Source organism: Streptomyces sp. NPDC001393, from assembly GCF_053597455.1.
Genome location: NZ_JBSFIH010000007.1, coordinates 148,500 through 171,352, shown reverse-complemented (window position 1 = coordinate 171,352; position 22,853 = coordinate 148,500). Strand labels below are relative to the sequence as shown.

Here is a 22,853-nt window from a genome sequence, read left to right as displayed (position 1 = left end):
CGCTGCGTGGTCGGCCTAGCGCCGGCGAACCTTGCTCACCTGCGGTTTCAGCCCCAGATGTCGTACACCTGGAATCCGCTGCCGACCGAATCCCTTGTGGCAAGGATCTCGCCGGCCGCCTTGCCTGCGCCGGGGCCGGGGCCGGGGCGATGCTCGTGGAGATGCCACAAGCCCGCCTCCCGTCACTTGTGGACGGGGGCGGGCTTGTGCAGTCGACAGATCACCGAAGCCTTTCGGCTCTGCCGGCGGAGCGACTAGTCGCCGTTACCGGGCGTCGGCGTCGTCTTCTGAATCTGCATCAGGAACTCGACGTTCGACTTGGTCTGCTTCATCTTGTCGAGCAGCAGCTCGATCGCCTGCTGCTGGTCGAGCGCGTGCAGCACGCGCCGCAGCTTCCAGACAATGCCCAGCTCCTCGGCGCCGAGCAGGATCTCTTCCTTACGGGTACCGGACGCGTCGACGTCCACCGCGGGGAAGATGCGCTTGTCGGCGAGCTTCCGGTCGAGCTTGAGCTCCATGTTGCCGGTGCCCTTGAACTCCTCGAAGATCACCTCGTCCATGCGGGACCCGGTGTCCACGAGCGCCGTGGCCAGGATGGTCAGCGAACCGCCGTCCTCGATGTTGCGCGCCGCACCGAAGAACCGCTTCGGCGGGTACAGCGCGGTGGAGTCGACACCACCGGACAGGATGCGGCCGGAGGCCGGCGCGGCCAGGTTGTAGGCGCGGCCCAGACGCGTGATCGAGTCGAGCAGCACGACGACGTCGTGGCCCAGCTCCACCAGGCGCTTGGCGCGCTCGATGGCGAGCTCGGCGACCGTGGTGTGGTCCTCGGCCGGGCGGTCGAAGGTCGAGGAGATGACCTCGCCCTTGACCGACCGCTGCATGTCGGTGACCTCTTCCGGACGCTCGTCGACGAGGACGACCATCAGGTGGCACTCGGGGTTGTTGTGCGTGATCGCGTTGGCGATCGCCTGCATGATCATGGTCTTGCCGGTCTTCGGCGGGGCCACGATCAGACCGCGCTGGCCCTTACCGATCGGCGAGACCAGGTCGATGATGCGGGTGGTGAGCACGCCCGGGTCCGTCTCCAGGCGAAGCCGGTCCTGCGGGTAGAGCGGGGTCAGCTTGTTGAACTCCGGGCGGCCGCGGCCGTGTTCGGGCGCCATGCCGTTGACGGAGTCGAGGCGGACCAGCGCGTTGAACTTCTCGCGGCGCTCGCCTTCCTTGGGCTGGCGGACCGCGCCCGTGATGTGGTCACCCTTGCGCAGGCCGTTCTTCCGGACCTGGGCGAGGGAGACGTACACGTCGTTCGGGCCCGGCAGGTAGCCGGAGGTCCGGATGAAGGCGTAGTTGTCGAGGATGTCCAGAATGCCCGCGACGGGGATCAGGACGTCGTCCTCGGCGAGCTGCGGCTCGGCGATCTCGTCGCGGCCACGGCGGCCACGGCGGTCGCGGTAGCGGCCGCGACGGCCCCGGCGGCCGCCCTCGAAGTCGTCGTCGTCCTGCTGGCGGTCCTGGCGGCCGCCCTGCTGCTGGCCCTGCGGCTGACGCTGCTGGCCGGCCTGCTGGTCGTCGCCCTTGCCGCGGCGGTCGCGGTCCCGGCCGCGCTCACGGCGGTCGCGGCGGCCACGGCCGTCGCCGTCACCGGCGTCGCCCCTGGCCTCGCCCTGCGCCTGCTGGACGGGCGTCTCGGCCTTGGGCTCCGCCTTGGCCTCGGCGGCGACGGTCTCGGCGCTGCTCGGGGCGGGCGTGCCGGCCTCGGCGGTGGCGCGGCGGCGACGGCGCTCGGTCGGGGCGTCGTCGGAGGCCGGCTGGCCGGGGATCTCGATCTGCTGCTGGGCCACGGCCTTCTCGGCGGGGGCCGCGGTCTTGGCCTCCGCCTTCTTCGCCGTGCTCTCGCCGGTCTCGGCGGACTCGCCGGTGCGGGCCTTGGAGGTGGCGCGGCGCTTCGGCTTGGTCTCGGTGGCGGTCTCGGCCTTGGGGGCGGCGCCCCCGGCGGCCTGCGCCTCCTTGATGACCTCGATCAGCTGGCTCTTGCGCATCCGCGCGGTGCCCCTGATGCCGAGGCCCGAGGCGACCTGCTGCAGCTCGGCCAGCACCATGCCCTCGAGGCCGGTACCGCGGCGCCGCCGGGAGCCGGCACCGGTGGCAGGCGCGGAGGCGTCCGTGGCGGGCGCGGCAGCGGTCTCCTCGACACGTGCGCCCATCAGATCGGTGGTGTCGCTCACGAAGGGTCCTTCCCTGGAGCGGACGTCGGCCTGTCTGGCTCGGCGACCGGTTGTGCTGTCCGGCTACGGTCCTGTCTTCCGTGAACCGTGCCGGGGCGGTGGTCCGCCAAAGCGGCGGAGGAAATGTGCGGTGACGGCGCTTCCGCGAGTCGTGGCACCCAGTGTCACGTGGCGTGGTAGCACCTGTTCCGGAGCGTGCCCGGCGGCCCGCTCAGTGCCCGCATACGACGTACTGCCCAGGTACGGCGTACGGAACACGGAGTGGCGTGGGGGGCTCCCGGAAGAATGTCTGTCCCGGACTGGGACACGAGGCACCTCGCCATGGTGGGGTCGGGTGCAGACTTGAGGTTAACACTACCGGATCCAACAAACATTCCCCCTCTCCAAATCCGGCAACCGTGTGTCAGGGCGCAAGCGGCAGCACGCTCGCTCCCTGGACATCGAGGTCCAGCCGGTTCGCGGCCCAGCCCGCACCCGCGAGGTGGGCCACCTTGTCGGCGCTCTCGGGGTGGGCCAGCGCCATGACGGTGGGGCCGGCGCCCGAGATGACGGCCGGGATGCCGTCGGCGCGCAGCCGCTCCACCAGCGCGGCGCTCTCCGGCATGGCCGGGGCGCGGTACTCCTGGTGGAGGCGGTCCTCGGTGGCGGGCAGCAGCAGCTCGGGGCGCCGGGTGAGGGCCTCGACGAGCAGGGCGGCACGGCCCGCGTTGGCGGCGGCGTCGACATGCGGCACGGTGCGCGGCAGCAGGCCGCGCGCGGTCGCGGTCAGGACCGGCTTTCCGGGCACGAAAACCACCGGAACGATGGAATCGCTGGGCTCCAGCCTGATCGCCCGGGCGGCGCCGGACTCCATCCAGGCGATCGTGAACCCGCCGAGCAGACACGGGGCCACGTTGTCCGGGTGGCCCTCGATCTCGGTGGCCAGCTCCAGCAGGGCTGCGTCGTCCAGACGGGCCTCGCCGCCTATGGTCACCGCGCGGGCGGCGACGATGCCGGCGCAGATGGCGGCGGAGGAGGAGCCGAGGCCACGGCCATGGGGGATGCGGTTGGCGCAGACGATCTCCAGGCCGCGGGGCTGCCCGCCCAGCAGGTCGAAGGCGGTGCGCAGGGAGCGGACGAGAAGGTGAGACTCGTCACGCGGAAGGGTCTCGCTGCCCTCCCCCGCGATGTCGATGTGCAGCCCGGAGTCGGCCACCCGGACGACCACGTCGTCGTAGAGCCCCAGCGCGAGGCCGAGGGCGTCGAAGCCCGGGCCGAGATTGGCGCTGGTGGCGGGAACGCGCACCCGGACGGCGGCGGCGCGGAACGCTGGACCGGCCATCGCTCGTTGACTCTCCTTGAGCTGCGTGACTGTCGAAGACATTCGATGACGTACGGGGAGACCCTCGGGCCGCGCAGACGGCGCGGCGCTGCCCCGATGCGAGGGCATATGCAACGGGCGGGTTCAGTACAGCCTATCGAAGGAAGGTTCTGTGGCGACATAGGGCGCACAGGAGGCGCACGATGCGTGTCATAAGCCCCCTGTGCACCCTGTCAGGGAAAATCCGGGGCCCGGCGCTCGGCCGGGCCCGGGCGGCGCTCAGGCGAGGCCCAGTCGATGCCCGGGCGACGCTCAGGCGAGGCCCAGGCGCTCCGCCGCGGCGGACGCGTCGACCGGGACGGTGACCGGCTGCGGGGCGCCGGCGACGGCCCAGTCGGGGTCCTTGAGGCCGTTGCCCGTGACGGTGCACACGATGCGCTGCCCCGGGTCGACCCTGCCCTGCTCGGCGGCCTTCAGCAGACCAGCCACGGAAGCGGCGGAGGCGGGCTCCACGAAGACGCCCTCCTGCGCGGCCAACAGGCGGTAGGCGCGCAGGATTTCACGGTCCGTCACCTCGTCGATGGCGCCGCCCGACTCGTCGCGCGCCTGCAGCGCGTACTGCCAGGAGGCGGGGTTGCCGATGCGGATGGCGGTGGCGATGGTCGAGGGGTCCTTGACCACCTCGCCGCGCACGATCGGCGCGCTGCCGGAGGCCTGGAAGCCCCACATGCGCGGGGTCTTCGTGGCGATCCCGTCGGCGGCGTACTCCTTGTAGCCCTTCCAGTAGGCGGTGATGTTGCCCGCGTTGCCCACCGGCAGGACGTGGATGTCGGGGGCGTCCCCGAGCATGTCCACGATCTCGAAGGAGGCCGTCTTCTGCCCCTCGATACGCACCGGATTGACCGAATTGACCAGCGCCACCGGGTAGTTCTCGCTCAGCGAGCGCGCGAGGGTGAGGCAGTCGTCGAAGTTTCCGTCGACCTGGAGGATCTTCGCGCCGTGCACGAGGGCCTGGCCCATCTTACCGAGGGCGATCTTGCCCTGCGGGACGAGAACGGCCGAAACCATGCCGGCCCGCACGGCGTAGGCGGCGGCACTCGCCGACGTGTTACCGGTGGAGGCGCAGATGACGGCCTTGGCCCCCTCCTCCTTGGCCTTGCTGATGGCCATGGTCATGCCCCGGTCCTTGAAGGAGCCGGTGGGGTTGGCCCCCTCCACCTTCAGGTGGACCTCACAGCCCGTGCGCTCGGAGAGCACCTGCGCGGGCACGAGGGGCGTGCCGCCCTCGCGGAGCGTCACGACCGGCGTGGTGTCGGATACCGGCAGCCGGTCCCGGTACTCCTCGATGATTCCGCGCCACTGGTGGGTCATTGCTGGTTACTCTCCTTCAACCCGCATGATGCTGGCGACACCCCGCACGGTGTCGAGCTTGCGCAGCGCCTCGACGGTCCCGCTGAGGGAGGCGTCGGACGCGCGGTGGGTGACGACGACGAGGGAGGCCTCGCCGTCCTTGCCCTGCTGGCGCACCGTATCGATGGACACCCCGTGCTCGGCGAACACGGTCGCGACCTGGGCGAGAACACCCGGTTTGTCCGCGACGTCGAGGCTGATGTGGTAGCGCGTGACGACCTCGCCCATGGGCGAGACCGGCAGGGCCGCGTACGCCGACTCACCGGGCCCCGTTGCGCCGTTGAGCCGGTTGCGGCAGACGGCGACCAGGTCGCCGAGCACGGCGGAGGCGGTCGGGGCACCGCCGGCGCCGGGGCCGTAGAACATGAGCTGACCGGCCGCGTCGGACTCCACGAAGACGGCGTTGTACGCGCCGCGCACGGAGGCGAGCGGGTGGCTCAGCGGGATCATGGCGGGATGCACGCGCGCGGTGACGGAGCCCCCGTCCGCCGCCCGCTCACAGATGGCGAGCAGCTTGATGGTGCAGCCCATCTCCTTCGCCGAGCGGAAGTCGGCGGCGGTGACCTCGGTCATCCCCTCGCGGTAGACGTCGTCGAGGCGCACACGCGTGTGGAAGGCGATGCCGGCGAGGATGGCGGCCTTGGCGGCGGCGTCGAAGCCCTCGACGTCGGCGGTCGGGTCGGCCTCGGCGTACCCGAGGGCGGTGGCCTCGTCGAGCGCCTCCTGATAGCCCGCCCCCGTGGAGTCCATCTTGTCGAGGATGAAGTTGGTCGTGCCGTTGACGATCCCCATCACCCGGTTGATCTTGTCGCCGGCGAGGGACTCGCGCAGCGGGCGGACCAGCGGGATGGCGCCGGCCACGGCGGCCTCGTAGTAGAGGTCCTTGTCCTGCTCCTCCGCCGCGGCGTGCAGCGCGGCGCCGTCCTGGGCGAGCAGGGCCTTGTTGGCGGAGACGACGGAGGCGCCGTGCTCGAAGGCGGTGGTGATGAGGGTGCGGGCCGGCTCGATCCCGCCGATCACCTCGACCACCACATCGATGTCCCCGCGTTTGACGAGGGCGGTGGCGTCGGTGGTGACGAGGGCCGGGTCGATGCCCTCGCGCACCTTGCCGGGGCGGCGTACGGCAACGCCCGCGAGTTCCACGGGCGCCCCGATCCTGGCCGTGAGGTCGTCGGCGTGCGTCGTCATGATGCGCGCCACCTCTGAGCCGACAACTCCACAGCCCAGCAGCGCCACCTTCAGCGGACGCGTACGCATCATCCGACCTCGTTTCCTCATACCGTCTACGGTTGGACCAGTCTCACTCACCGGACGGGAGTTTCTACCCTTCGTCCGGATCCTGAGACATGTATTTCATTTGTACGGCCCGGGAAGACCGGAGATCTTCCCGGGCTCCACTCCGGGACTAGCCGACGTCGAGGCGCAGGAGGTCCTCCTCCGTCTCGCGCCGGACGATCACCCGGGCCTCGCCGTCCTTCACCGCGACCACGGGCGGCCGCAGCACGTGGTTGTAGTTGCTGGCCATCGACCGGCAGTACGCACCGGTGGCCGGTACGGCGATGAGATCGCCCGGCGCCAGGTCGGCCGGCAGGAACGCGTCCTTGACCACGATGTCCCCGCTCTCGCAGTGCTTGCCGACCACGCGGGCGAGCATGGGCTCGGCGCCGGAGGTCCGGGACACGAGGGCGACGCTGTACTCGGCGTCGTACAGGGCGGTGCGGATGTTGTCGGACATGCCGCCGTCGACGGACACATACGTCCGCAGGCCGTCCAGCGGCTTGACGGTGCCGACCTCGTACAGCGTGAAGGCGGTCGGCCCGACGATGGCGCGCCCGGGTTCGACGGAGATGCGAGGGGTGCGCAGCTTCGCGGCCTCGCACTCGCGCGTGACGATCTCGGTGAGCGCCTTGGCGATCTCATGCGGCTCGCGGGGGTCGTCGTCGCTGGTGTAGGCGATCCCGAGGCCGCCGCCGAGGTCGATCTCGGGCAGCTCGACCCCGTGCTCGTCGCGGATGTCCTTCAGCAGCCCGACCACGCGATGGGCGGCGACCTCGAAGCCGGACATGTCGAAGATCTGCGACCCGATGTGGGAGTGGATCCCGATCAGTTCGAGCCCGTCGAGCTGCAGCGCCCGCCGCACGGCCTCCGCGGCCTGCCCTCCCGCCAGCGGAATCCCGAACTTCTGGTCCTCATGGGCGGTGGCGATGAACTCATGGGTGTGCGCCTCCACCCCGACGGTGATCCGGATCTGGACCCGCTGCCGCCTGCCCAGGGACTGCGCGATGTGGGCGACGCGGACGATCTCCTGGAAGGAGTCGAGCACGATCCGCCCGACCCCGGCCTCGATGGCGCGACGGATCTCGTCCTGGGACTTGTTGTTGCCGTGGAAGGCGATGCGCTCGGCCGGCATGCCGGCGGACAGGGCGGTGGCCAGCTCGCCCCCGGAGCACACGTCGAGGTTGAGCCCCTCCTCGTTCAGCCAGCGCACGACGGCACGGGACAGGAACGCCTTCCCGGCGTAGAACACATCGGCGTCGGCCCCGAAGGCGGTACGCCACGCACGCGCGCGTGCCCGGAAGTCGGCCTCGTCGAGGATGTACGCGGGCGTGCCGTGTTCTTCGGCAAGGGTCTTCACATCGACGCCGCCGACGGTGACGACCCCGTCGGCGTTGCGCCCGACGGTCTGGGCCCAGACCTTGTGGTCGAGGACGTTGAGGTCGGCGGGCGGCGCGGCGTAGTGCCCCTCGGGCAGGACGTCGGCGTGACGGGGCCCGGCGGGGTGGGCGGAACGGCTCATGACGGTGGCTCTCAGACTCTCTGTCTCTCTCCGGGGCGCCTGGTGCTCTGGGGCCCTCAGAGGTGTTCGGGTGCGTCGATGCCGAGCAGGGACAGGCCGCCGGCCAGCACCGTCCCGGCGGCTTCGGCGAGCGCGAGCCGGGCGCGGTGGGCGGCCGAGGGTTTCTCCTCGCCGCAGGGAAGCACGGAGGGCAGGAAGGGCAGCACGGCATCGGCGACGGTGACGAGATGCCGGGCAAGCCGGTCCGGGGCACGGTGGGTGGCGGCCGCGGCGAGGAGGCGGGGGTGGTCGGCGAGGGCGGTGAGGAGGTCGCGGGGGGTGGTGACGGTGGGGACGGCGCTGATGGGGGCGGCGGTGTCGGGGGCCCAGCGGGCGGTGCGGGGGCCGGCGGTGGGCGGGGTGGCGAGGGGGGCGGGGTCGAGCGGGCCGACGGAGCGGATGTCCAGCGAGCCGGTGAGGGGCAGGCCGATGGGGGCCGGGTCGGGGCCGAGCAGGCCGGTGCGGGCAGCGGCGGCGTCCAGCGGGCCGGCGTCGCCCCGGAGGCTGCTGTCGGGAGCCTGGCCGGTGCCGACGGCTTGCCCGGCGTCGACGGCCTGGTCGGTGCCGACGCCTTGCCCGGCGTCGACGGCCTGGTCGGTCTCGACGGCCTGGTCGGTTTCGACAGCCGGGCAGGATTCGACCGGTCCGGGCTCGGCGGTGAAGCCCAGGCGGCCGGCGTTGCGGCTGAGGGACCGAATGCGGGCATGGGCGTACCGCACCCGGAACAGCGGATTGCTCTCCCGCTGGACCAGATGATCGGCGGTGATCCGGGGCCGGTCGTGCGGGGCGGGATGCAGCAGGGCCCACTGGGAGGCGTCGTGGCCCAGCGGCGCGGGATCCTCCGGTGCGGGCACGGGCCGCAGATTGACGGGCTCACCGTGCTCGACGGTGGCGCGCCCGCCCTGCGTGGCCACGATCCGTACGACGGCGTCCGCGACGACCTCGGCCCGCACCTCGTACGGCACCCGGAGCGCGACGACCTGCCCGGCGAGGGCGTCACCATGCCCGTACGCGGCACCACGGGCGCGGATCTCCCGGACGAGCCCGGTGACGAGGTCGGTCTGCGCCTCGAGGCTGATGTTGAGGAACCCCGGCCCGGTCACGACGACGTCCCGGATGCCATCGGCACCGACGAGCCGGGGCCGCAGGATCTCGGCGACCCGCAGCGGGGGCTGCCCGGCCGGGCGGGCGAGCTGCAGAGCGACATTCGTGGCGAAGTCCCCGCATCCCCCGGGCCCCGGCTCGGTCACCACAACCCGCTCGGGCACGGTCACACTCAGCTCCCCGTCATCAACAGCACAACGCACCGCGTGCAGCACGGTGCGGGACAACTCGACGGGGGTCACGGGACAAGCGTAGGGGAGGAAGGGGGTGGGTAGGCGAGCCGGTTCTCACTGTGGGACGGCCCTCGGCCCGCCCCCGGACTCCCGCCCGATCCCTGACCCGCTACCCACCGGACGAAATCCCACCCGGCACACCATCGGAGACCCCGTCGCCGAAACCCCCCGGAACCCTCCCGTCACCGCCGCCTCCACCATCCCCCTCTTCGCCGCCGCCCCCTCCGAGGTGTCCCCCCTCTCCGCCGGCCCGCCCGTCTCCCTCCTCGTTCCCGCCCCCGCGCTCGATCAGCTGCTTGACGAGGCGTACGAGTTCGGCGGGCTCGAAGGGCTTGGCGAGAAAGGCGTCCACGCCGACGTCGAGACCGGTGTCGACCTCGTACTGCGTGCAGGCGCTGATGATGGCGAGGGGCAGATGGTGCGTACGGGGGTCGGCGCGGAGCCGGGCGGCGGTGCGCAGGCCGTCCAGCCGGGGCATGACGACATCGAGCGTCACCACATCGGGCCGCACCTGGTGGACCACATCCAGACACTCGGCACCATCGGCCGCGGTCACGACCTCGAGCCCTTCCAGCTCGAGATTGACCCTGATCAGCTGCCGGATGACCTTGTTGTCGTCCACAACAAGCACCCGACCCGAGGCGCCTGGCACACGTCGAGAGTAGGTCCGGACCGGCCACCGCGTCCGGGTTTTCCCCACTTCCACCCCGTACAGGGGACCCGTCCCGGCACCCAGTGGACCCACCCCGTCCCGCACCCCCGAAACGGGTTCCTGATCACCCCGCCCGACCTGATAGTGTTCTACCCGTCGCCGCGAGCGAAGAGCTCCGCAGCCGACACGCCCCCGTAGCTCAGGGGATAGAGCAACGGCCTCCGGAGCCGTGTGCGCAGGTTCGAATCCTGCCGGGGGCACCCTGTATGAGGTGCCCAAAGACCCCGTCACCAGCGGAAACGCTGAGGCCGGGGTCTTCGCGTTTGTGCAGGCGTATGCAGCGCTGAGCGGCCCTGGGACGGGGTCTGTGGACTATTCGTGGACAGGATCTTGGAGCGTCCGCCGAGGTCAGCCGCCACATTCGACGAACCGTCAGCTGCATCCAGCCGCCCCTCCGAGGGCTCCGACGCCACCAACCGCTCCGCTCGGCACCAAGTGGGCGCGTGGCGCCATGTCCGGCTCCAGCGGCACCGATCCCGCTCAAGCGTCACCCCTCTTCGGAGGCCAGACCGTGACGTATTTCATGAAGCGGTCAGAGCGCCGATCCATCTCATAAAACCGACACACCGGGCACCGAACCAGTCGCGACTGCACAGGAGACAACCCAACGCGCGAGGGTCCCGTTGCCACCTGGACTGAAGCCGTGCGACAGCCAGGCCGGCATGCGTGCCGTCGATGGGTTGCCCAGGCCGTGCGGGACGCGCTCGACATGGACATAGGTGATCGAAGCGGACGAAGCAGTGACAAGCCACACAGGGGCAATCCCTTGCCTCACGGACGACCTCGCGGTGGGATCGCAGACCACGGCCGAGCATGGTCTAGTCCACCACGAGGAGCATCTATGCGCAGGATTCATGCGCGGCGGCGCACCGCGGTCGCCGCAGCCTGGATCACCAGCCTCACCAGTTTCGCAGCGGTAGCAGGGCTTTTGTCTGGTTCCGTCGCCGTCGCTGCACCCGGGCAACCGGCGCAAGAAGTCAAGCCCGTGCCGGCGGCCGGACAGCAATCGAAGAGCGCGCCCGGCAGTCTGATGACCACTGCGCAGTGCCGGGCGAAGTGGGGGTTCGACTGCTACAACGCGCTCCAGTACCGCCAGGCGTACAACCTGAACCCGCTGTACAAGGCAGGAGTGACCGGCAAGGGGCGCACGATCGTGATCGTGGATCCGTTCGGCTCGCCGACCATCCAGAAGGACCTGGATGTCTACAGCGCCCGGTTCGGCATGAAGAGCACCCATGTCGACGTGGTCAAGTGGGGCAACGTCCCGCGCTTCAATCCCAGCGACGCCGACCAGCTCGGCTGGGCCGGGGAGACCACCCTCGACGTGGAGATGGCGCATGCCGTCGCCCCGGACGCGCACATCGTCCTGGCGGAGACCGGGGTCGGCCGGATCGGGGACGGCACCACCGGCCTGCGGGAGGTCATGGACGCCGAGAAGTCGCTCATCGACCGCGGCGTGGGCGATGTGATCAGTCAGAGCTGGGGCGTGGCGGAGAACAACTTCCCCGGCTTCGGCAAGGGTGACTTCTCCAGCATCCAGAACCTGCGGTACGCCTTCGAGGACGCGGCCAAGCACGGGGTGACCGTCACCGACGCTTCCGGCGACAGCGGACCCACCGACACCACCTCGAACGGCCAGACCACCTATCCGTACAGGGTCAACGCCTGGCCAACCGACGACCCCCTGGTGGTCTCGGTCGGCGGCACCCAGCTGCACCTGGACGCCAACGGCAACCGCACCGCGCCGGACAGCGTCTACAACGACCACGGCGCCAGCGGCGGCGGCCAGTCCCACGTCTTCGCCCGTCCCTCGTATCAGAACGGGGTGGCCGGCAATCACCGCAGCACCCCGGACGTCTCCATGTCCGCCGCGCTGAAGGGCGGCGGATGGGTGTACTCCAGCTACAACCCGAAGCGGGTCGGCTGGGAGGTCTACGTCGGCACCAGCGAGGCCAGCCCGCTCTTCGCAGGAATCGTGGCCCTGGCCGACCAGGTTGCCGGGCACCGGCTGGGCGACATCCACAAGGCGCTGTACTCGCTGTACGCGCAGTCCTCGTCGAACCCGTCCACCGGGATCGTGGACGTGAAGGACGGCACGAACAACAGCTACGCGGGAGTCACCGGCTACACCGCGGTGAAGGGCTACGACATGGCGACCGGTGTCGGAACGATCGACGCGGCCCGCTTCGTCCCGGCCCTCGCCAAGGCGGGCTGACCGCATCCTGTCCCCTATGAGGTGCCCGAAGGCCCCGTCACCAGCGGAAACGCTGAGGCCGGGGTCTTCGCGTTTGTGCAGGCGTATGCGGCCCGAAACGGCCGTATTTCGGGGTCTGTGGACGAGGCGTGTACGGGATCTTGAGGCGTTACCGCAGGTGAGCCCCGGAAAGCCACGACGCCGCTGGACGGTCGGTCCACAGCACCCCGGTGTTCTCGAGCTAACGGATGCTGGTAGGCGTCGAAGCGCGGGAGCGCGAGGGCCAGGCCGCCAGGAGCACAAGAGGCACACACGCAAGTTCACCGAGGGCCACGAGCGGGAAGCCGTCGGTCGCGGTCAGGACAGTGACGGCGAGGTGGCCGAGGGCGAGGAAAAGGAAGCCCCGGGACCAGGTCGCGATCGGCCGGCGGTACGCACGGGCGAAGGACCGGAAAGAGCCCCAAAGACATGCGACGACCCAGAGCAGGGCCAGAGCGAAAGCGACATAGGTCATCCACGTCGCGCCGGGGCGGTCAGGTTCGCGGGGGAAGGCCACAGCGACAACAGTGATCCCGGCGAGCAGAACGAACAGCCAGAGAGCCTCGACGATCAGGATCAGACCGAGGGCGATGCAAGCAGCCCTGCGCACCGGCGCTCCTCTGCGGAGGGGGAAGGGAAGAAGGCGACGGAACAATAGCGCCGGAGACGGACGCTCAAGTCGTGCGGGGCCGCCCATGGCTCCAGTGGGAACGGGCACCCTGTCGGGATGCCTGGCTCAGGCCTGGTTCCAAGCCTGGCGATGGCGAGCAACGCTGTACACCTGCTCCACCTGGTCGGCCGTGAGAACGCCTGAGAGCGGAGCGAGTGCCGATACCTGGCGCTCCTGGTACACCCGGACATCGAGCTGCGTAGCGACCACCTTCAGCTCGGTGACACCCACGAAGACGAGCACCGGCTCCACCGGTACCGAAAAGTCGCAATACCGCTCAAACACTCGGGCGACCCGCTTGGCCTCCGCCCGACTCTTGCGTGCGTACCCATGGTCTCAGCGGCAGCACGGTCATGGAATACGGCGGAAACCCTGGCACCGAGACGGGACGAGACGAACCGAGACGAGCCCAGCGGCATGGCTGTCCCACAGTTGCGTATGAGCCCTGCGGGGGCGCGGGGAACTGCGCGGGTGAGCGTAGGCGACTCGCAGACCAGTTCCGGACGACCCGCGGTCGCCGCCATGATCGTCAGCCCAGCGACGCCGCGCGCACACCCCCACACCGCCCCCCACACCGTCCCAGGGAACCCGCATACACCCGCACCCCGCCCCAGCGGGCCGCTCAACACACCCTCACACCGCCCCCGCGGCACCGCCCACGCGCCCTCACGCCGTCCGCTTGCGCGATGCCGTCTTCTTCGCTGCCGTCTTCTTCGCCGCCGCCCCGGTCTTCTTCGCCGTCTGAGTTGTCTTGGACGTCGCCTTGGACGCCGCCTTTGACGTCGATTTGCGGGCAGGTTCGGGCTTCTTCGCGGTGGGCGTCTTCTTCGTCGTGGACGTGGACTTCTTGCCTCCCGCCGCCTTGGGTGCTGCCCTGCCCGGGAGGGGTCTGACCTCGGCCGGAGTTCCGGAGGGGGTCGGTTCGCCGCGCGACTCCCGGGCCGCTCGCACGCTGTTCTCCAGGGCGGCCATCAGGTCCAGCACCTTGCCTCCGGCGGCCGGTGCGGGTGCCTCGGGCGGGGCCTCGCCGGAGGCCTTCGCGGCGATGACCTCCTCCAGGGCCTCGCGGTACTCGTCGTGGAGGTCTTCCAGGTCGACCTCGCCGAGGGTGTCCATCAGGGCGTCGGCGAGGTCGAGTTCCTTGTCCCGGATGGTGACCGCGGTGTCGGGGGCCACACCCTCCGGCGCGCGGACCTCGTCCGGCCACAGCAGGCCGTGCATGGCGATGGCGTCGCCGACCACGCGGAGCATGCCGAGGCGTTCGCGGCCGCGCAGCGCGTACTTGGCGATGGCGACCTTCTTGCTGCGTTTGAGGGCCTCGCGCAGGAGGACGTACGGCTTGGCGGCGGGGGCTCCGCCGGCCGCCAGGTAGTACGCCGCGTCCAGCTGCAGCGGGTCGATCCGGTCGGTCGGCACGAAGGCCACGATCTCGATCGTGCGGGCGGTCGGGATGGGGAGGTGGGAGAGGTCGTCGTCGGTGATGGGGATGATCGTGCCGTCGGCGTCCTCGTAGCCCTTGCCGATCTCCGACTGGCTGACCTCGCGGTCCTCCAGCTCGCACACCTTGCGGTAGCGGATGCGGCCGTTGTCCTCGGTGTGGATCTGGCGGAAGGAGATCGAGTGGCTCTCCGTGGCGTTCACCAGCTTGATCGGGATGCTGACGAGCCCGAAGGAGATGGCGCCGTTCCATATCGACCGCACGTGCCGCACCCTTCCTTGCCGCTTACTCCGGTTACTCCGGTTCCAGCGCTTCGTCTGGGATTGTCATGGTATGACGCCAATCACAGAGGTGGAGGGGCGGCGGGTCGCGCTCAGCAATCTGGAGAAGGTGCTGTATCCGGACACCGGCTTCACCAAGGCGGAGCTGGTGCACTACTACGCGACGAGCGCCGGTGTGCTGCTGCCGCATCTGCGGGACCGGGCCGTGTCCTTTCTGCGCTACCCGGACGGGCCGCAGGGACAGCTCTTCTTCACGAAGAACGTTCCGCCGGGTACGCCCGAGTGGGTCACCACCGCCGAGGTACCGCGGTCCTCGGCGGACAGTCCGGCCCGGATGGTGGTGGTGCAGGATCTGGCGAGCCTGGTGTGGGCGGCGAACCTCGTCACCGAGTTCCACACCCACCAGTGGCTGGTGCAGAGCCCGGACGAGGCCGACCGGCTGGTGTTCGACCTGGACCCGGGCGCGCCCGCGACGATCGTCCACTGCTGCGAGGTCGCCCTGTGGCTGCGCGAGCGGCTCACGGCGGACGGCATCGAGGCGTACCCGAAGACGGCGGGGTCGAAGGGGCTGCATCTGCTGGCCTCCGTGCGGGGCTCGTCCTCCGAGGAGACCAGCGAGTACGCGAAGGCGCTCGCCGTGGAGGCCGAGCGGGCGATGCCGCGGCTGGTGGTGCACCGGATGACGAAGAGCCTCAGACCGGGGAAGGTGTTCGTCGACTGGAGTCAGAACGCGGCCCGCAAGACCACGGCCACGCCGTACACCCTGCGCGCCCGCCCGGCCCCGCTCGTCTCCGCACCGGTGACCTGGGAGGAGGTGGCCGGCTGCCGGAGCCCTGGTCAGCTGGAGTTTCTGGCCGGCGACATCGCGCCGCGGCTGCAGGACCTCGGGGATCTCATGGCCGGACTGCTGGATCCGGAGACAGCCCCGCCACTCCCCTGATCCGCACCCCTCCCCTGTTCCGCACCCCTCCCCTGATCAACGCCTTGTCCTACACCCTCTCCCACGTGTTCCGGTCCCGCGCCATCCCGTGCAGTGCCTCCACGTCCGCCGGCTTCAGCACCCCGCCGAGCCGCGCCAGGCCCGCCAGCTCGGTGTCCTTGAGGATCCGTACCGTCCTCGGCTGGATCCGCACCGTCAGCTCGGCCGGTCCCGCCAGGGCCAGGACCGGGCGGACCTCGGCGGTCAGGGCGTAGGAGGCCCGGTCGGCGACGGCGCGCAGCCGGCGCAGCAGCGGCTCGGCCTCGCGGCGGCCGACGGTGACCATCGGGTCGGCGACCAGGACCCGGGCCTTGCGGGCGTACAGGGCGTGTACGGCGAACAGGCCGCCGGGGCCGAGCAGCAGATGGTGGATGCGGTCGCCGCCGGGGAGGGGGACGGAGTGCAGGGCGTGCCAGCCGGCGCCCTCCAGGGCGTCCAGGGCCCCGCCGACGGTCTCCTCGGCGATCAGGGCGCGCCGACGCGGGTCGGGGCGCAGCCGGTGCGCGGGGCCGGGGTCGCGGTCGAGGGCGACGAGCAGGGCCTCGCCGGGGCGGTTGGGCGCCAGGTCGTCGTCGGGGTGCAGGGTGAGCCGGGCCAGTTCCGCGGGGGTCGGCACCGGCGGCGGGCCCACGGTCACCGGGCCGGTCAGGAACGGTTTCAGGGCCTGGAGTACGTCGTCCCTGCTGTCCTCGCCGAGCAGGTTGACCCGGCCCGCCTCACGGTCGTACCAGGCGACATTGCTTCCGTCCGGGCGGCAGACGTACAGCCGTTCCTGTCCGTGCCGATAGGCCGGCACCACGCGCAGTGCGCTCATGCGCCATCACCCCTCGTCCATGGGAACAGGCGGGGTGCTCCGGGGGCAAGACCGGTTACGGTGGAGGGCGGCCCCGCGAGGGGGAGTTGGGGAGGCGCCGTTGCTGATCCGCGGGAAGCAGCCCGACGTGCCGGCTCCGGAGAGCCCGTGGGACGAGGTGGTGCCCGGCCTGTGGATGGGCGGGCACGAGTTCCGGGGCCGCTCGGGACGGCCGGAGCTCGCCGTCGTGCACGATGAGTTCGATGTGGTGCAGACACTGCTGCGGCTGCCGGGGTACGGCCCCGATCCGGGAGTCGAGCACCATGTGTGGCCCATCCCGGACGGCCCGCTGGACGGGACGCAGCTCGCCGGGGTGATCCGGCTGGCCCGCGCGGCGAACGAGGCGCTGGACGCGGGGCGCCGGGTGCTCGTGCGCTGTTACCACGGGTACAACCGCTCGGGCCTGGTCATCGGGCAGGCGCTGGTCCAGCGGGGGCACGGCCCGCCCGACGAGGTGATCCGGCTGATCCGGGCCCGGCGCTCGGCGTGGGCGCTGCACAACGAGCTGTTCGTGGAGTACCTGCGCGCGGGCCTGCCGACCGCGCGACTGCTGGAGGAACTGGCCGAGTAGCCTCTGTTCGAGCTCGGGCGTCACCCCCATGGGCGCAAAAAGTACTTACATCGGAATTTGCGCGTCTACGCATAAGGTGTACGGGGCCCCGAGCGACCCCAGTGACCCCGACACCCCAGGAGCACCGTGCCAGCCCGCCGTCCCGCGCGCACCGCCCTCACCGTGACCGCCGTCGCCCTGCTGTCGGTGACGGCGGTGGCCTGCGGGGACGCGGGCGGGCTGCGGGGCGCGGGCACCACCCCGGCCGCCGTCAGCCCCGCCAAGCTCTGGCCGGACCTGCGCCCCGCGTCCAGCCCGGCCTATCCCTACGCCGTGGCGACCAGGGAGGTCGTCAAGGGCGTCACGGTCCCCGGCGACGACATCCGCCAGGTGGACCCGGTGGACGTGGTCGAGGCCGAGGTCAAGGCGCATCCGGACGACTACGGGTCGAAGGGGGCCTACCACGCGACCGTGGACCGGCTGAAGGACTGCCGGCCGGGCGGCGACCGGGCCCGCTGCCCGCTGCTGAAGCCCTACTACCGGGACCTCACCGGCGACGGCCGGGACGACATGACGCTGGGCTTCCGGCTCTACCCGACCAACCAGACGGGGGTGCGGGTCTACACCGTCGAGAAGCACAGGCTGGTGCAGGTGCTGGCCGACAACGACGCGATCATCGGCGTGGAGCTGGCCGGCCGGGCGCTGGTCGAGCGCTCGCCGGCCGACATCTCCGGCTACGAGTACCGCACGACCTGGGTGTGGGACCCGGGGCAGCGCGCGATGGTGTTCTCCCGCGACGAGTACCTGCACACCGGCACCGGCCGGCGCCCCAAGACCTCCCCCTCGCCGTCCGTCTCTCCCTCTGCCGCCTCCGCCCCCGCCGCCTCCTCCTCGGCGAGCGCGCGATGAGGCTCGCACTGCCCCGCTGGGCGGGCCCGCTCGCCGTGAAGGCGGCGGCGTTCATCACGGTCATGTGCTGTGCGCTGGCCGCGCTGCTCGGCGTCCTGGTGCACGTCTCGGTGACCAACCAGACCGTCGGCCAGGCCCGCAGCACGGCCCTGTCCCGCCTTGCGGACGCCACCGAGGCGTACGAGGCCGGGGACGCCCTGATGCCGAACGCCGGGGTGGACCCCGAGGGGCTGCCCGCGCCACTGCGCGCCATGGCGGCGGCCGGCGAGCGCGGCACCATGGTCTCCCAGCACGACGGGCACCCGACCATGTGGGCGGCGGGCCCGGTGGCCGGGCACCGGGCGCTCGCCGTGGCGGTCGACTACGCGCAGCAGTCCCGCACCATCGCCGGGCTCGACACCTCGATCCTGTGGTCCTCGGCGCTCGCGATCGGGGCGACGGTGCTGGTCGGCGTGTTCGGAGTGACCCGGGTGACCCGGCGGCTGCACGCCACGGCACGGGTGGCCCGGCGGATCAGCGCGGGCGACCTGGACGCGCGCGTCGACGACCCCCGTACGATGGATCCGTCCCGCCCGCAGGACGAGGTGGCCGCGGTGGCGGCGGCGCTGGACTCCATGGCGTCGAGCCTGCAGAGCAAGCTGCTGAGCGAGCAGCGGTTCACCGCGGACGTCGCGCACGAGCTGCGCACACCGCTGACCGGGCTGCACGCGGCGGCGGAGCTGCTGCCTCCGGGGCGGCCGACGGAGCTGGTGCGGGACCGGGTGGCGGCGCTGCGCACCCTCACCGAGGACCTGCTGGAGATCTCCCGGCTGGACACCGGGCGGGAGAAGCCGGCGGTGGACACCGAGGAGCTGGGGGCGCTGGCCCGGCGGGTGGTACGGGCCTCGGGCACCGACACCGAGGTGCGCGTGCCGGCCGACGCACGGGTGGAGACCGACCGGCGGCGGCTGGAGCGGGTGCTGGGGAACCTGGTGGCGAACGCCCACAAGCACGGGGCTCCGCCGGTGGTTCTGACGGTGAACGGGGCCGTGGTGACCGTCCGCGATCACGGGGCCGGATATCCGGAGTATCTGGTGGCTCATGGGCCGCAGCGGTTCCGTACGGAGGGCGGGGCCACCGGGCATGGGCTGGGGCTGACCATCGCGGTGGGGCAGGCGGAGGTCCTGGGAGCGCGGCTGTTCTTCGCGAACGCGGTGGACGGTGGGGCCGTTGCCACGCTCGTCCTGCCCGTGGGTGAGGGCCGGTAGCGGGCTCGGGACCACTCGACGACACCCCGGCGCCCCTTTGGGGCGCGCCCAGCACACAAGACGCCCTATTTGGGTAGTTTCCCGGCATGACCAAGGCCGGAACCACCGTGGCGGCGGCGCAGGCTCCCGCAGCCGTCGTACGCCTCCCCCGGCGCCGTGGCATCGAACTCGCCCTGATCCTGCTGTCCGTCCTGCTGTCCGTGTACGGCTACTGCGCGGTGGGGCTGGCGCGGACCGGGACCGTCCCGCCCGGGGCCGCCGGTTACGGCGCCGGGCTCGGCGTGCTCGCGCTGTGCGCGCACATCGCGGTGCGCATCCGGGCGCCGTACGCCGACCCGCTGTTCCTGCCGATCGGGGTGCTGCTCAACGGGCTCGGGCTGGTCCTGATCTACCGGCTGGACCGGGAGACCCCGCACGACCAGGCGGCCCCGGCCCAGCTGGTGTGGTCCACGCTCGGCATCGGGCTGTTCATCGGCGTCGTGCTGGTGCTGCGCGACCACCGGGTGCTGCAGCGGTACGCGTACGTGTGCGTGGCCGCCGCGCTCGGGCTGCTCGCGCTGCCGATCCTGTTCCCGCCGGTCAACGGCGCCCGGATCTGGATCCGGTTCGCCGGATTCTCCATCCAGCCGGGCGAGTTCGCGAAGGTGCTGCTCGCGGTGTTCTTCGCCGCCTACCTGGCCGCCAACCGCAACGCACTCGCGTACACGGGCCGCCGGCTGTGGCGGATGCAGTTCCCGACCGGGCGGGTGCTCGGGCCGATCGTGACGATCTGGCTGCTGAGCGTCGGGGTGCTGGTCCTGGAGCGGGACCTCGGCACCTCGCTGCTGTTCTTCGGGCTGTTCGTGGTGCTGCTGTACGTCGCCACGGGGCGCACGGGCTGGCTCGCGGTCGGCCTGCTGCTCGCCGTCCTCGGTGCGGTGGCCGTCGGGCGGACGGAGCCGCATGTGCACCAGCGGATCGTGGACTGGCTGCATCCCTTCGCCACCATCGAGGCCGGGCGGGGACCGAACCAGCTCTCCCAGTCGCTGTTCGCCTTCGCCGCCGGCGGGATGCTCGGCACCGGGCTCGGGCGCGGGCACTCCGTTCTCATCGGCTTCGCCGTCAAGTCGGACTTCATCCTGGCCACGGCGGGCGAGGAGCTGGGCCTCGCCGGGCTCGCGGCGATCATCCTGCTGTACGCGCTGCTGGTGGAGCGCGGCTACCGGGCGGGCCTCGCCCTGCGCGAGCCCTTCGGCCGGCTGCTCGCGGTCGGGCTGGCCTCGATCCTGGCGCTGCAGGTCTTCGTGATCGCGGGCGGGGTCACCGGTCTGATCCCGCTGACCGGCATGGCGATGCCGTTCCTCGCCCAGGGCGGCTCCTCGGTGGTCACCAACTGGGCGATCGTGGCGCTGCTGATCCGGGTGAGCGACTCGGCGCGCAACCAGTACGACGGGCAGGAGGCACCATGAGCGACCACGGCGGGCGGGAGACACGACCGTGAGCGAGTACGGCGGCTTCCCCGAGGGCGGGCGGCCGATGGCGCGCTACATCCGGCACGCCTGCGCGTTCTGCACGCTGCTGCTGGCGGCACTGCTGGCCAACGCGGCCCGCGTGCAGGTGGTGCAGTCCCGGGTCTACGACGACAACCCGGCCAACCGGCGCCCGGAGATCGCCCGTTACGGCCAGCCGCGCGGCAACATCCTGGTCGGCGACGAGCCGGTCACCGGCTCCGTGGACACCGGCGAGCAACTGCGCTACGAACGCACCTACCGGAACGGCCCGTTGTACGCCCCGGTCACCGGCTTCTCCTCGCAGTCGTACGGCACCACGTTCCTGGAGCACGCCGGGGACGGGGTGCTCTCCGGCACGGATCCGGTGCTGTCGCCGCTGCCGTTGTGGAACGACATGACACGCCGGCTCAGTCCGGCCGGGAACGTCGTCACCACGCTGAACCGGCGCGCGCAGGAGGCGGCGTACCGGGGGCTGGCCGGGCGCAAGGGCGCGGTGGCCGCGATCGACCCGGCCACGGGCCGCGTCCTGGCGCTGGTGTCGAGTCCGTCGTACGACCCCGGGGTGCTCTCCGGCAACGGTGAGGCGGTGGCCTCGGCGTGGGCGCGGCTCAACCACGACCCGGAGAAGCCGATGCTCAACCGGGCGGTACGGCAGACCTATCCGCCGGGGTCGACGTTCAAGGTGGTCACCGCGGCGGCGGCGCTGGACGCGGGCGTGGTCACCGACCTGGACGCGCGCACCGACTCCCCCGACCCCTACCGGCTGCCCGGCACCACGACCCGGCTGACCAACGAGGCCGACGGCTGCCGGGACGCCTCACTGCGGTCGGCCTTCGAGTGGTCCTGCAACACGGTCTTCGCCAAGCTGGGCGTGGACGTCGGGGTGCCGAACATGGTGGCCACGGCGCGGGCGTTCGGGTTCAACGACACCGGGCTGCGGATCCCCTTCTCCGTCGCGCCCAGCACCTTCGACCCGCACGTGGACCGGGCGCAGCTGGCGCTGGCCTCGATCGGGCAGTACAACACGCGGGCCACTCCGCTGCAGATGGCGATGGTCGCGGCGGCCGTCGCGGACCGCGGGCAGCTGCGGGCGCCGTACCTGGTGGAGCGGATGACCCGGAGGAGCGGTGAGACGGTGTCCGGGAGCGGGCCGCATCCGGTGCGGCAGGTGATGAACCCCTCGACGGCCGAACGGCTGAAGGGGCTGATGGCCGATGTGGTCCACAAGGGCACCGGCACCCGCGCGGCCATCCCCGGCGCCCTGGTCGGCGGCAAGACCGGCACCGCGCAGCACGGGGTCGGCAACTCCGGTGTGCCGTACGCCTGGTTCGTCTCCTGGGCGCAGGCCGACAACTCCCTGGACCCGCAGGTGGCGGTCGCGGTGGTGGTCGAGGACGCCTCGGCGAACCGGGGCGAGATCAGCGGCGGCGGCAACGCGGCCCCGATCGCACGGGATGTGATGCGAGCGGTCCTCGGCCGGTGAGCCGCCGAACGCCGGTCAGCCGATCGGCTTGACCGCCTCGGAGCGGATCTGGAGGGTGGTCTTCGCGTAGAAGGCGAGGTCCACGTCGGACGGGTCCTGCTTGGCCGTCTTGGCGGTGATCGATGCGACCGCGGCCCCCGTATTGCCGTCGTTCCAGGCACATATGGGGTAGGTCAGGGTCGTGCCGAACTTCTTCTGTGTCAGCACTTCACAGCTGACCGTGGGCGAGCCGGCGTCCTTGAAGTCCCGCTGCGGCACGGCCACCGTCACGCCCTCCGCCTCGGAGGCGCCCTTCAACATGTTGCCGCGGGCCTCGTCGGTGTTCTTGAACCGGCCGTACATGCCGGACACCGCCAGGGTGCCCTTGGTCGCGTCGCCGCCCAGCTTGTAGGTGCCGACGACCCCGTGGACGTCCTTGGCGTCCCAGGCTCCGTCGGCCTCGTCCTCGATCTTCTTGCCCTCGGTGTCGGAGAGGTCCTGGGCGAGCTGGAACCTGCCGTCCAGCAGCGTCTTGGGCAGGGTGAGCTTGTCTTTCGCCTCGGGGAACCCGCTGCTCGCCGCCATCCCGATCAGCACGAGCACCACGACGACCGCCGTCACGGCACCGCCCACGATCCCCAGGATCAGCCCGACCCGCCGCTTCTTCGGCAGCGGGGCCATGGGCGGCGCACCCCAGCCCGGGTACGGCTGCTGGGCGTACGGCTGGGGCGGGTACGGCTGCTGCTGCGGATACGGGGAGCCGTACGGCCCGGGAGCCTGCGGGGGCGGGCCGTAGGGGTTCGGCGGCTGCTGGGGGCCGTTGGGGTACGACTGGCCGTTCGGGTACGACTGGCCGTTCGGGTACGGCTGCATCGGCGGCGGGGGCATGGACACGCCCGAACGCTACTGCACCAGGGG

The 22,853-nt window shown here is 71.4% G+C and carries 18 protein-coding genes, 1 tRNA gene and 1 pseudogene; 8 read left to right on the top strand and 12 right to left on the bottom strand.

Going from position 1 to position 22,853, the window contains the following annotated elements; all coding sequences use genetic code 11:
* Positions 1–254 precede the first annotated feature (254 nt).
* From rho to ACWC2T_RS11435, 7 genes are all read right to left on the bottom strand, one after another.
* Positions 255–2,228, bottom strand: a complete 1,974-nt coding sequence (rho, locus tag ACWC2T_RS11465) for a transcription termination factor Rho (protein WP_450670146.1) — start codon at positions 2,226–2,228, stop codon at positions 255–257.
* Between the two features lie 403 nt (positions 2,229–2,631).
* On the bottom strand, positions 2,632–3,549 hold the full coding sequence (thrB, locus tag ACWC2T_RS11460; RefSeq protein WP_450670145.1) for a homoserine kinase: 918 nt from the start codon (positions 3,547–3,549) through the stop codon (positions 2,632–2,634).
* 291 nt (positions 3,550–3,840) lie between these two features.
* The gene (gene thrC, locus ACWC2T_RS11455) at positions 3,841–4,899 is read right to left on the bottom strand and encodes a threonine synthase (RefSeq protein ID WP_450670144.1); all 1,059 of its coding nucleotides are present in this window, start codon (positions 4,897–4,899) and stop codon (positions 3,841–3,843) included.
* A 6-nt stretch (positions 4,900–4,905) separates the two neighbouring features.
* Complete coding sequence (locus ACWC2T_RS11450) at positions 4,906–6,198, bottom strand: homoserine dehydrogenase (RefSeq protein ID WP_450670143.1); 1,293 nt, start codon at positions 6,196–6,198, stop codon at positions 4,906–4,908.
* A 145-nt stretch (positions 6,199–6,343) separates the two neighbouring features.
* Positions 6,344–7,735 carry a diaminopimelate decarboxylase gene (gene lysA / locus ACWC2T_RS11445; RefSeq protein WP_450670142.1) on the bottom strand — a complete coding sequence of 464 codons (1,392 nt, stop codon included), beginning with the start codon at positions 7,733–7,735 and terminating at the stop codon, positions 6,344–6,346.
* A gap of 56 nt (positions 7,736–7,791) precedes the next feature.
* Complete coding sequence (nrtL, locus tag ACWC2T_RS11440; protein WP_450670141.1) at positions 7,792–9,120, bottom strand: ArgS-related anticodon-binding protein NrtL; 1,329 nt, start codon at positions 9,118–9,120, stop codon at positions 7,792–7,794.
* Between the two features lie 100 nt (positions 9,121–9,220).
* Entirely contained in the window at positions 9,221–9,763 is a 543-nt protein-coding gene (locus ACWC2T_RS11435; RefSeq protein WP_450670140.1) for a response regulator, read from the bottom strand.
* Between the two features lie 188 nt (positions 9,764–9,951).
* Here ACWC2T_RS11435 and ACWC2T_RS11430 point away from each other — a divergent pair.
* Positions 9,952–10,023: transfer RNA gene (locus tag ACWC2T_RS11430), tRNA-Arg, on the top strand.
* Positions 10,024–10,664: 641 nt separating this feature from the next.
* Positions 10,665–12,038, top strand: coding sequence for a S53 family peptidase (locus tag ACWC2T_RS11425; protein WP_450670139.1), 1,374 nt, complete (start codon positions 10,665–10,667; stop codon positions 12,036–12,038).
* 220 nt (positions 12,039–12,258) lie between these two features.
* Here the strand turns inward: ACWC2T_RS11425 and ACWC2T_RS11420 are convergent, their stop codons facing one another.
* The 3 genes and pseudogenes from ACWC2T_RS11420 to ku all read right to left on the bottom strand — a co-directional run bounded on the left by ACWC2T_RS11420 (position 12,259) and on the right by ku (position 14,427).
* Positions 12,259–12,666, bottom strand: a complete 408-nt coding sequence (locus tag ACWC2T_RS11420) for a hypothetical protein (protein WP_450670138.1) — start codon at positions 12,664–12,666, stop codon at positions 12,259–12,261.
* A gap of 126 nt (positions 12,667–12,792) precedes the next feature.
* A pseudogene (locus ACWC2T_RS11415) lies at positions 12,793–13,062 on the bottom strand (NERD domain-containing protein); the annotation flags it as partial.
* 330 nt (positions 13,063–13,392) lie between these two features.
* Positions 13,393–14,427, bottom strand: coding sequence for a non-homologous end joining protein Ku (gene ku / locus ACWC2T_RS11410; protein WP_450670137.1), 1,035 nt, complete (start codon positions 14,425–14,427; stop codon positions 13,393–13,395).
* Positions 14,428–14,497: 70 nt separating this feature from the next.
* Here ku and ligD point away from each other — a divergent pair, with 70 nt between their 5' ends.
* Entirely contained in the window at positions 14,498–15,385 is an 888-nt protein-coding gene (gene ligD, locus ACWC2T_RS11405) for a non-homologous end-joining DNA ligase (protein WP_450670136.1), read from the top strand.
* A 49-nt stretch (positions 15,386–15,434) separates the two neighbouring features.
* Here ligD and ACWC2T_RS11400 read toward each other — a convergent pair whose 3' ends face one another.
* A complete protein-coding gene (locus tag ACWC2T_RS11400) occupies positions 15,435–16,238 on the bottom strand; it encodes a nuclease-related domain-containing protein (RefSeq protein ID WP_450670135.1) in 804 nt (267 codons plus the stop codon).
* A 100-nt stretch (positions 16,239–16,338) separates the two neighbouring features.
* Here ACWC2T_RS11400 and ACWC2T_RS11395 point away from each other — a divergent pair, with 100 nt between their 5' ends.
* From ACWC2T_RS11395 to ACWC2T_RS11375, 5 genes are all read left to right on the top strand, one after another.
* Complete coding sequence (locus tag ACWC2T_RS11395) at positions 16,339–16,848, top strand: protein-tyrosine phosphatase family protein (protein ID WP_450670134.1); 510 nt, start codon at positions 16,339–16,341, stop codon at positions 16,846–16,848.
* A gap of 126 nt (positions 16,849–16,974) precedes the next feature.
* Positions 16,975–17,736 carry a hypothetical protein gene (locus ACWC2T_RS11390; protein ID WP_450670133.1) on the top strand — a complete coding sequence of 254 codons (762 nt, stop codon included), beginning with the start codon at positions 16,975–16,977 and terminating at the stop codon, positions 17,734–17,736.
* Positions 17,733–18,983 carry an ATP-binding protein gene (locus tag ACWC2T_RS11385; protein ID WP_450670132.1) on the top strand — a complete coding sequence of 417 codons (1,251 nt, stop codon included), beginning with the start codon at positions 17,733–17,735 and terminating at the stop codon, positions 18,981–18,983. Before ACWC2T_RS11390 ends, ACWC2T_RS11385 begins: the two co-directional genes overlap by 4 nt.
* Positions 18,984–19,069: 86 nt before the next feature.
* Positions 19,070–20,431 (top strand): FtsW/RodA/SpoVE family cell cycle protein, encoded by a 1,362-nt coding sequence (locus tag ACWC2T_RS11380; protein WP_450670131.1) that lies wholly within the window; start codon positions 19,070–19,072, stop codon positions 20,429–20,431.
* Between the two features lie 67 nt (positions 20,432–20,498).
* Positions 20,499–21,956: a penicillin-binding transpeptidase domain-containing protein gene (locus ACWC2T_RS11375; RefSeq protein WP_450670212.1), complete on the top strand. Its 1,458-nt coding sequence runs from the start codon at positions 20,499–20,501 to the stop codon at positions 21,954–21,956.
* Positions 21,957–21,971: 15 nt separating this feature from the next.
* Here the strand turns inward: ACWC2T_RS11375 and ACWC2T_RS11370 are convergent, their stop codons facing one another.
* The gene (locus ACWC2T_RS11370) at positions 21,972–22,823 is read right to left on the bottom strand and encodes a hypothetical protein (protein WP_450670211.1); all 852 of its coding nucleotides are present in this window, start codon (positions 22,821–22,823) and stop codon (positions 21,972–21,974) included.
* Positions 22,824–22,853: the final 30 nt, after the last annotated feature.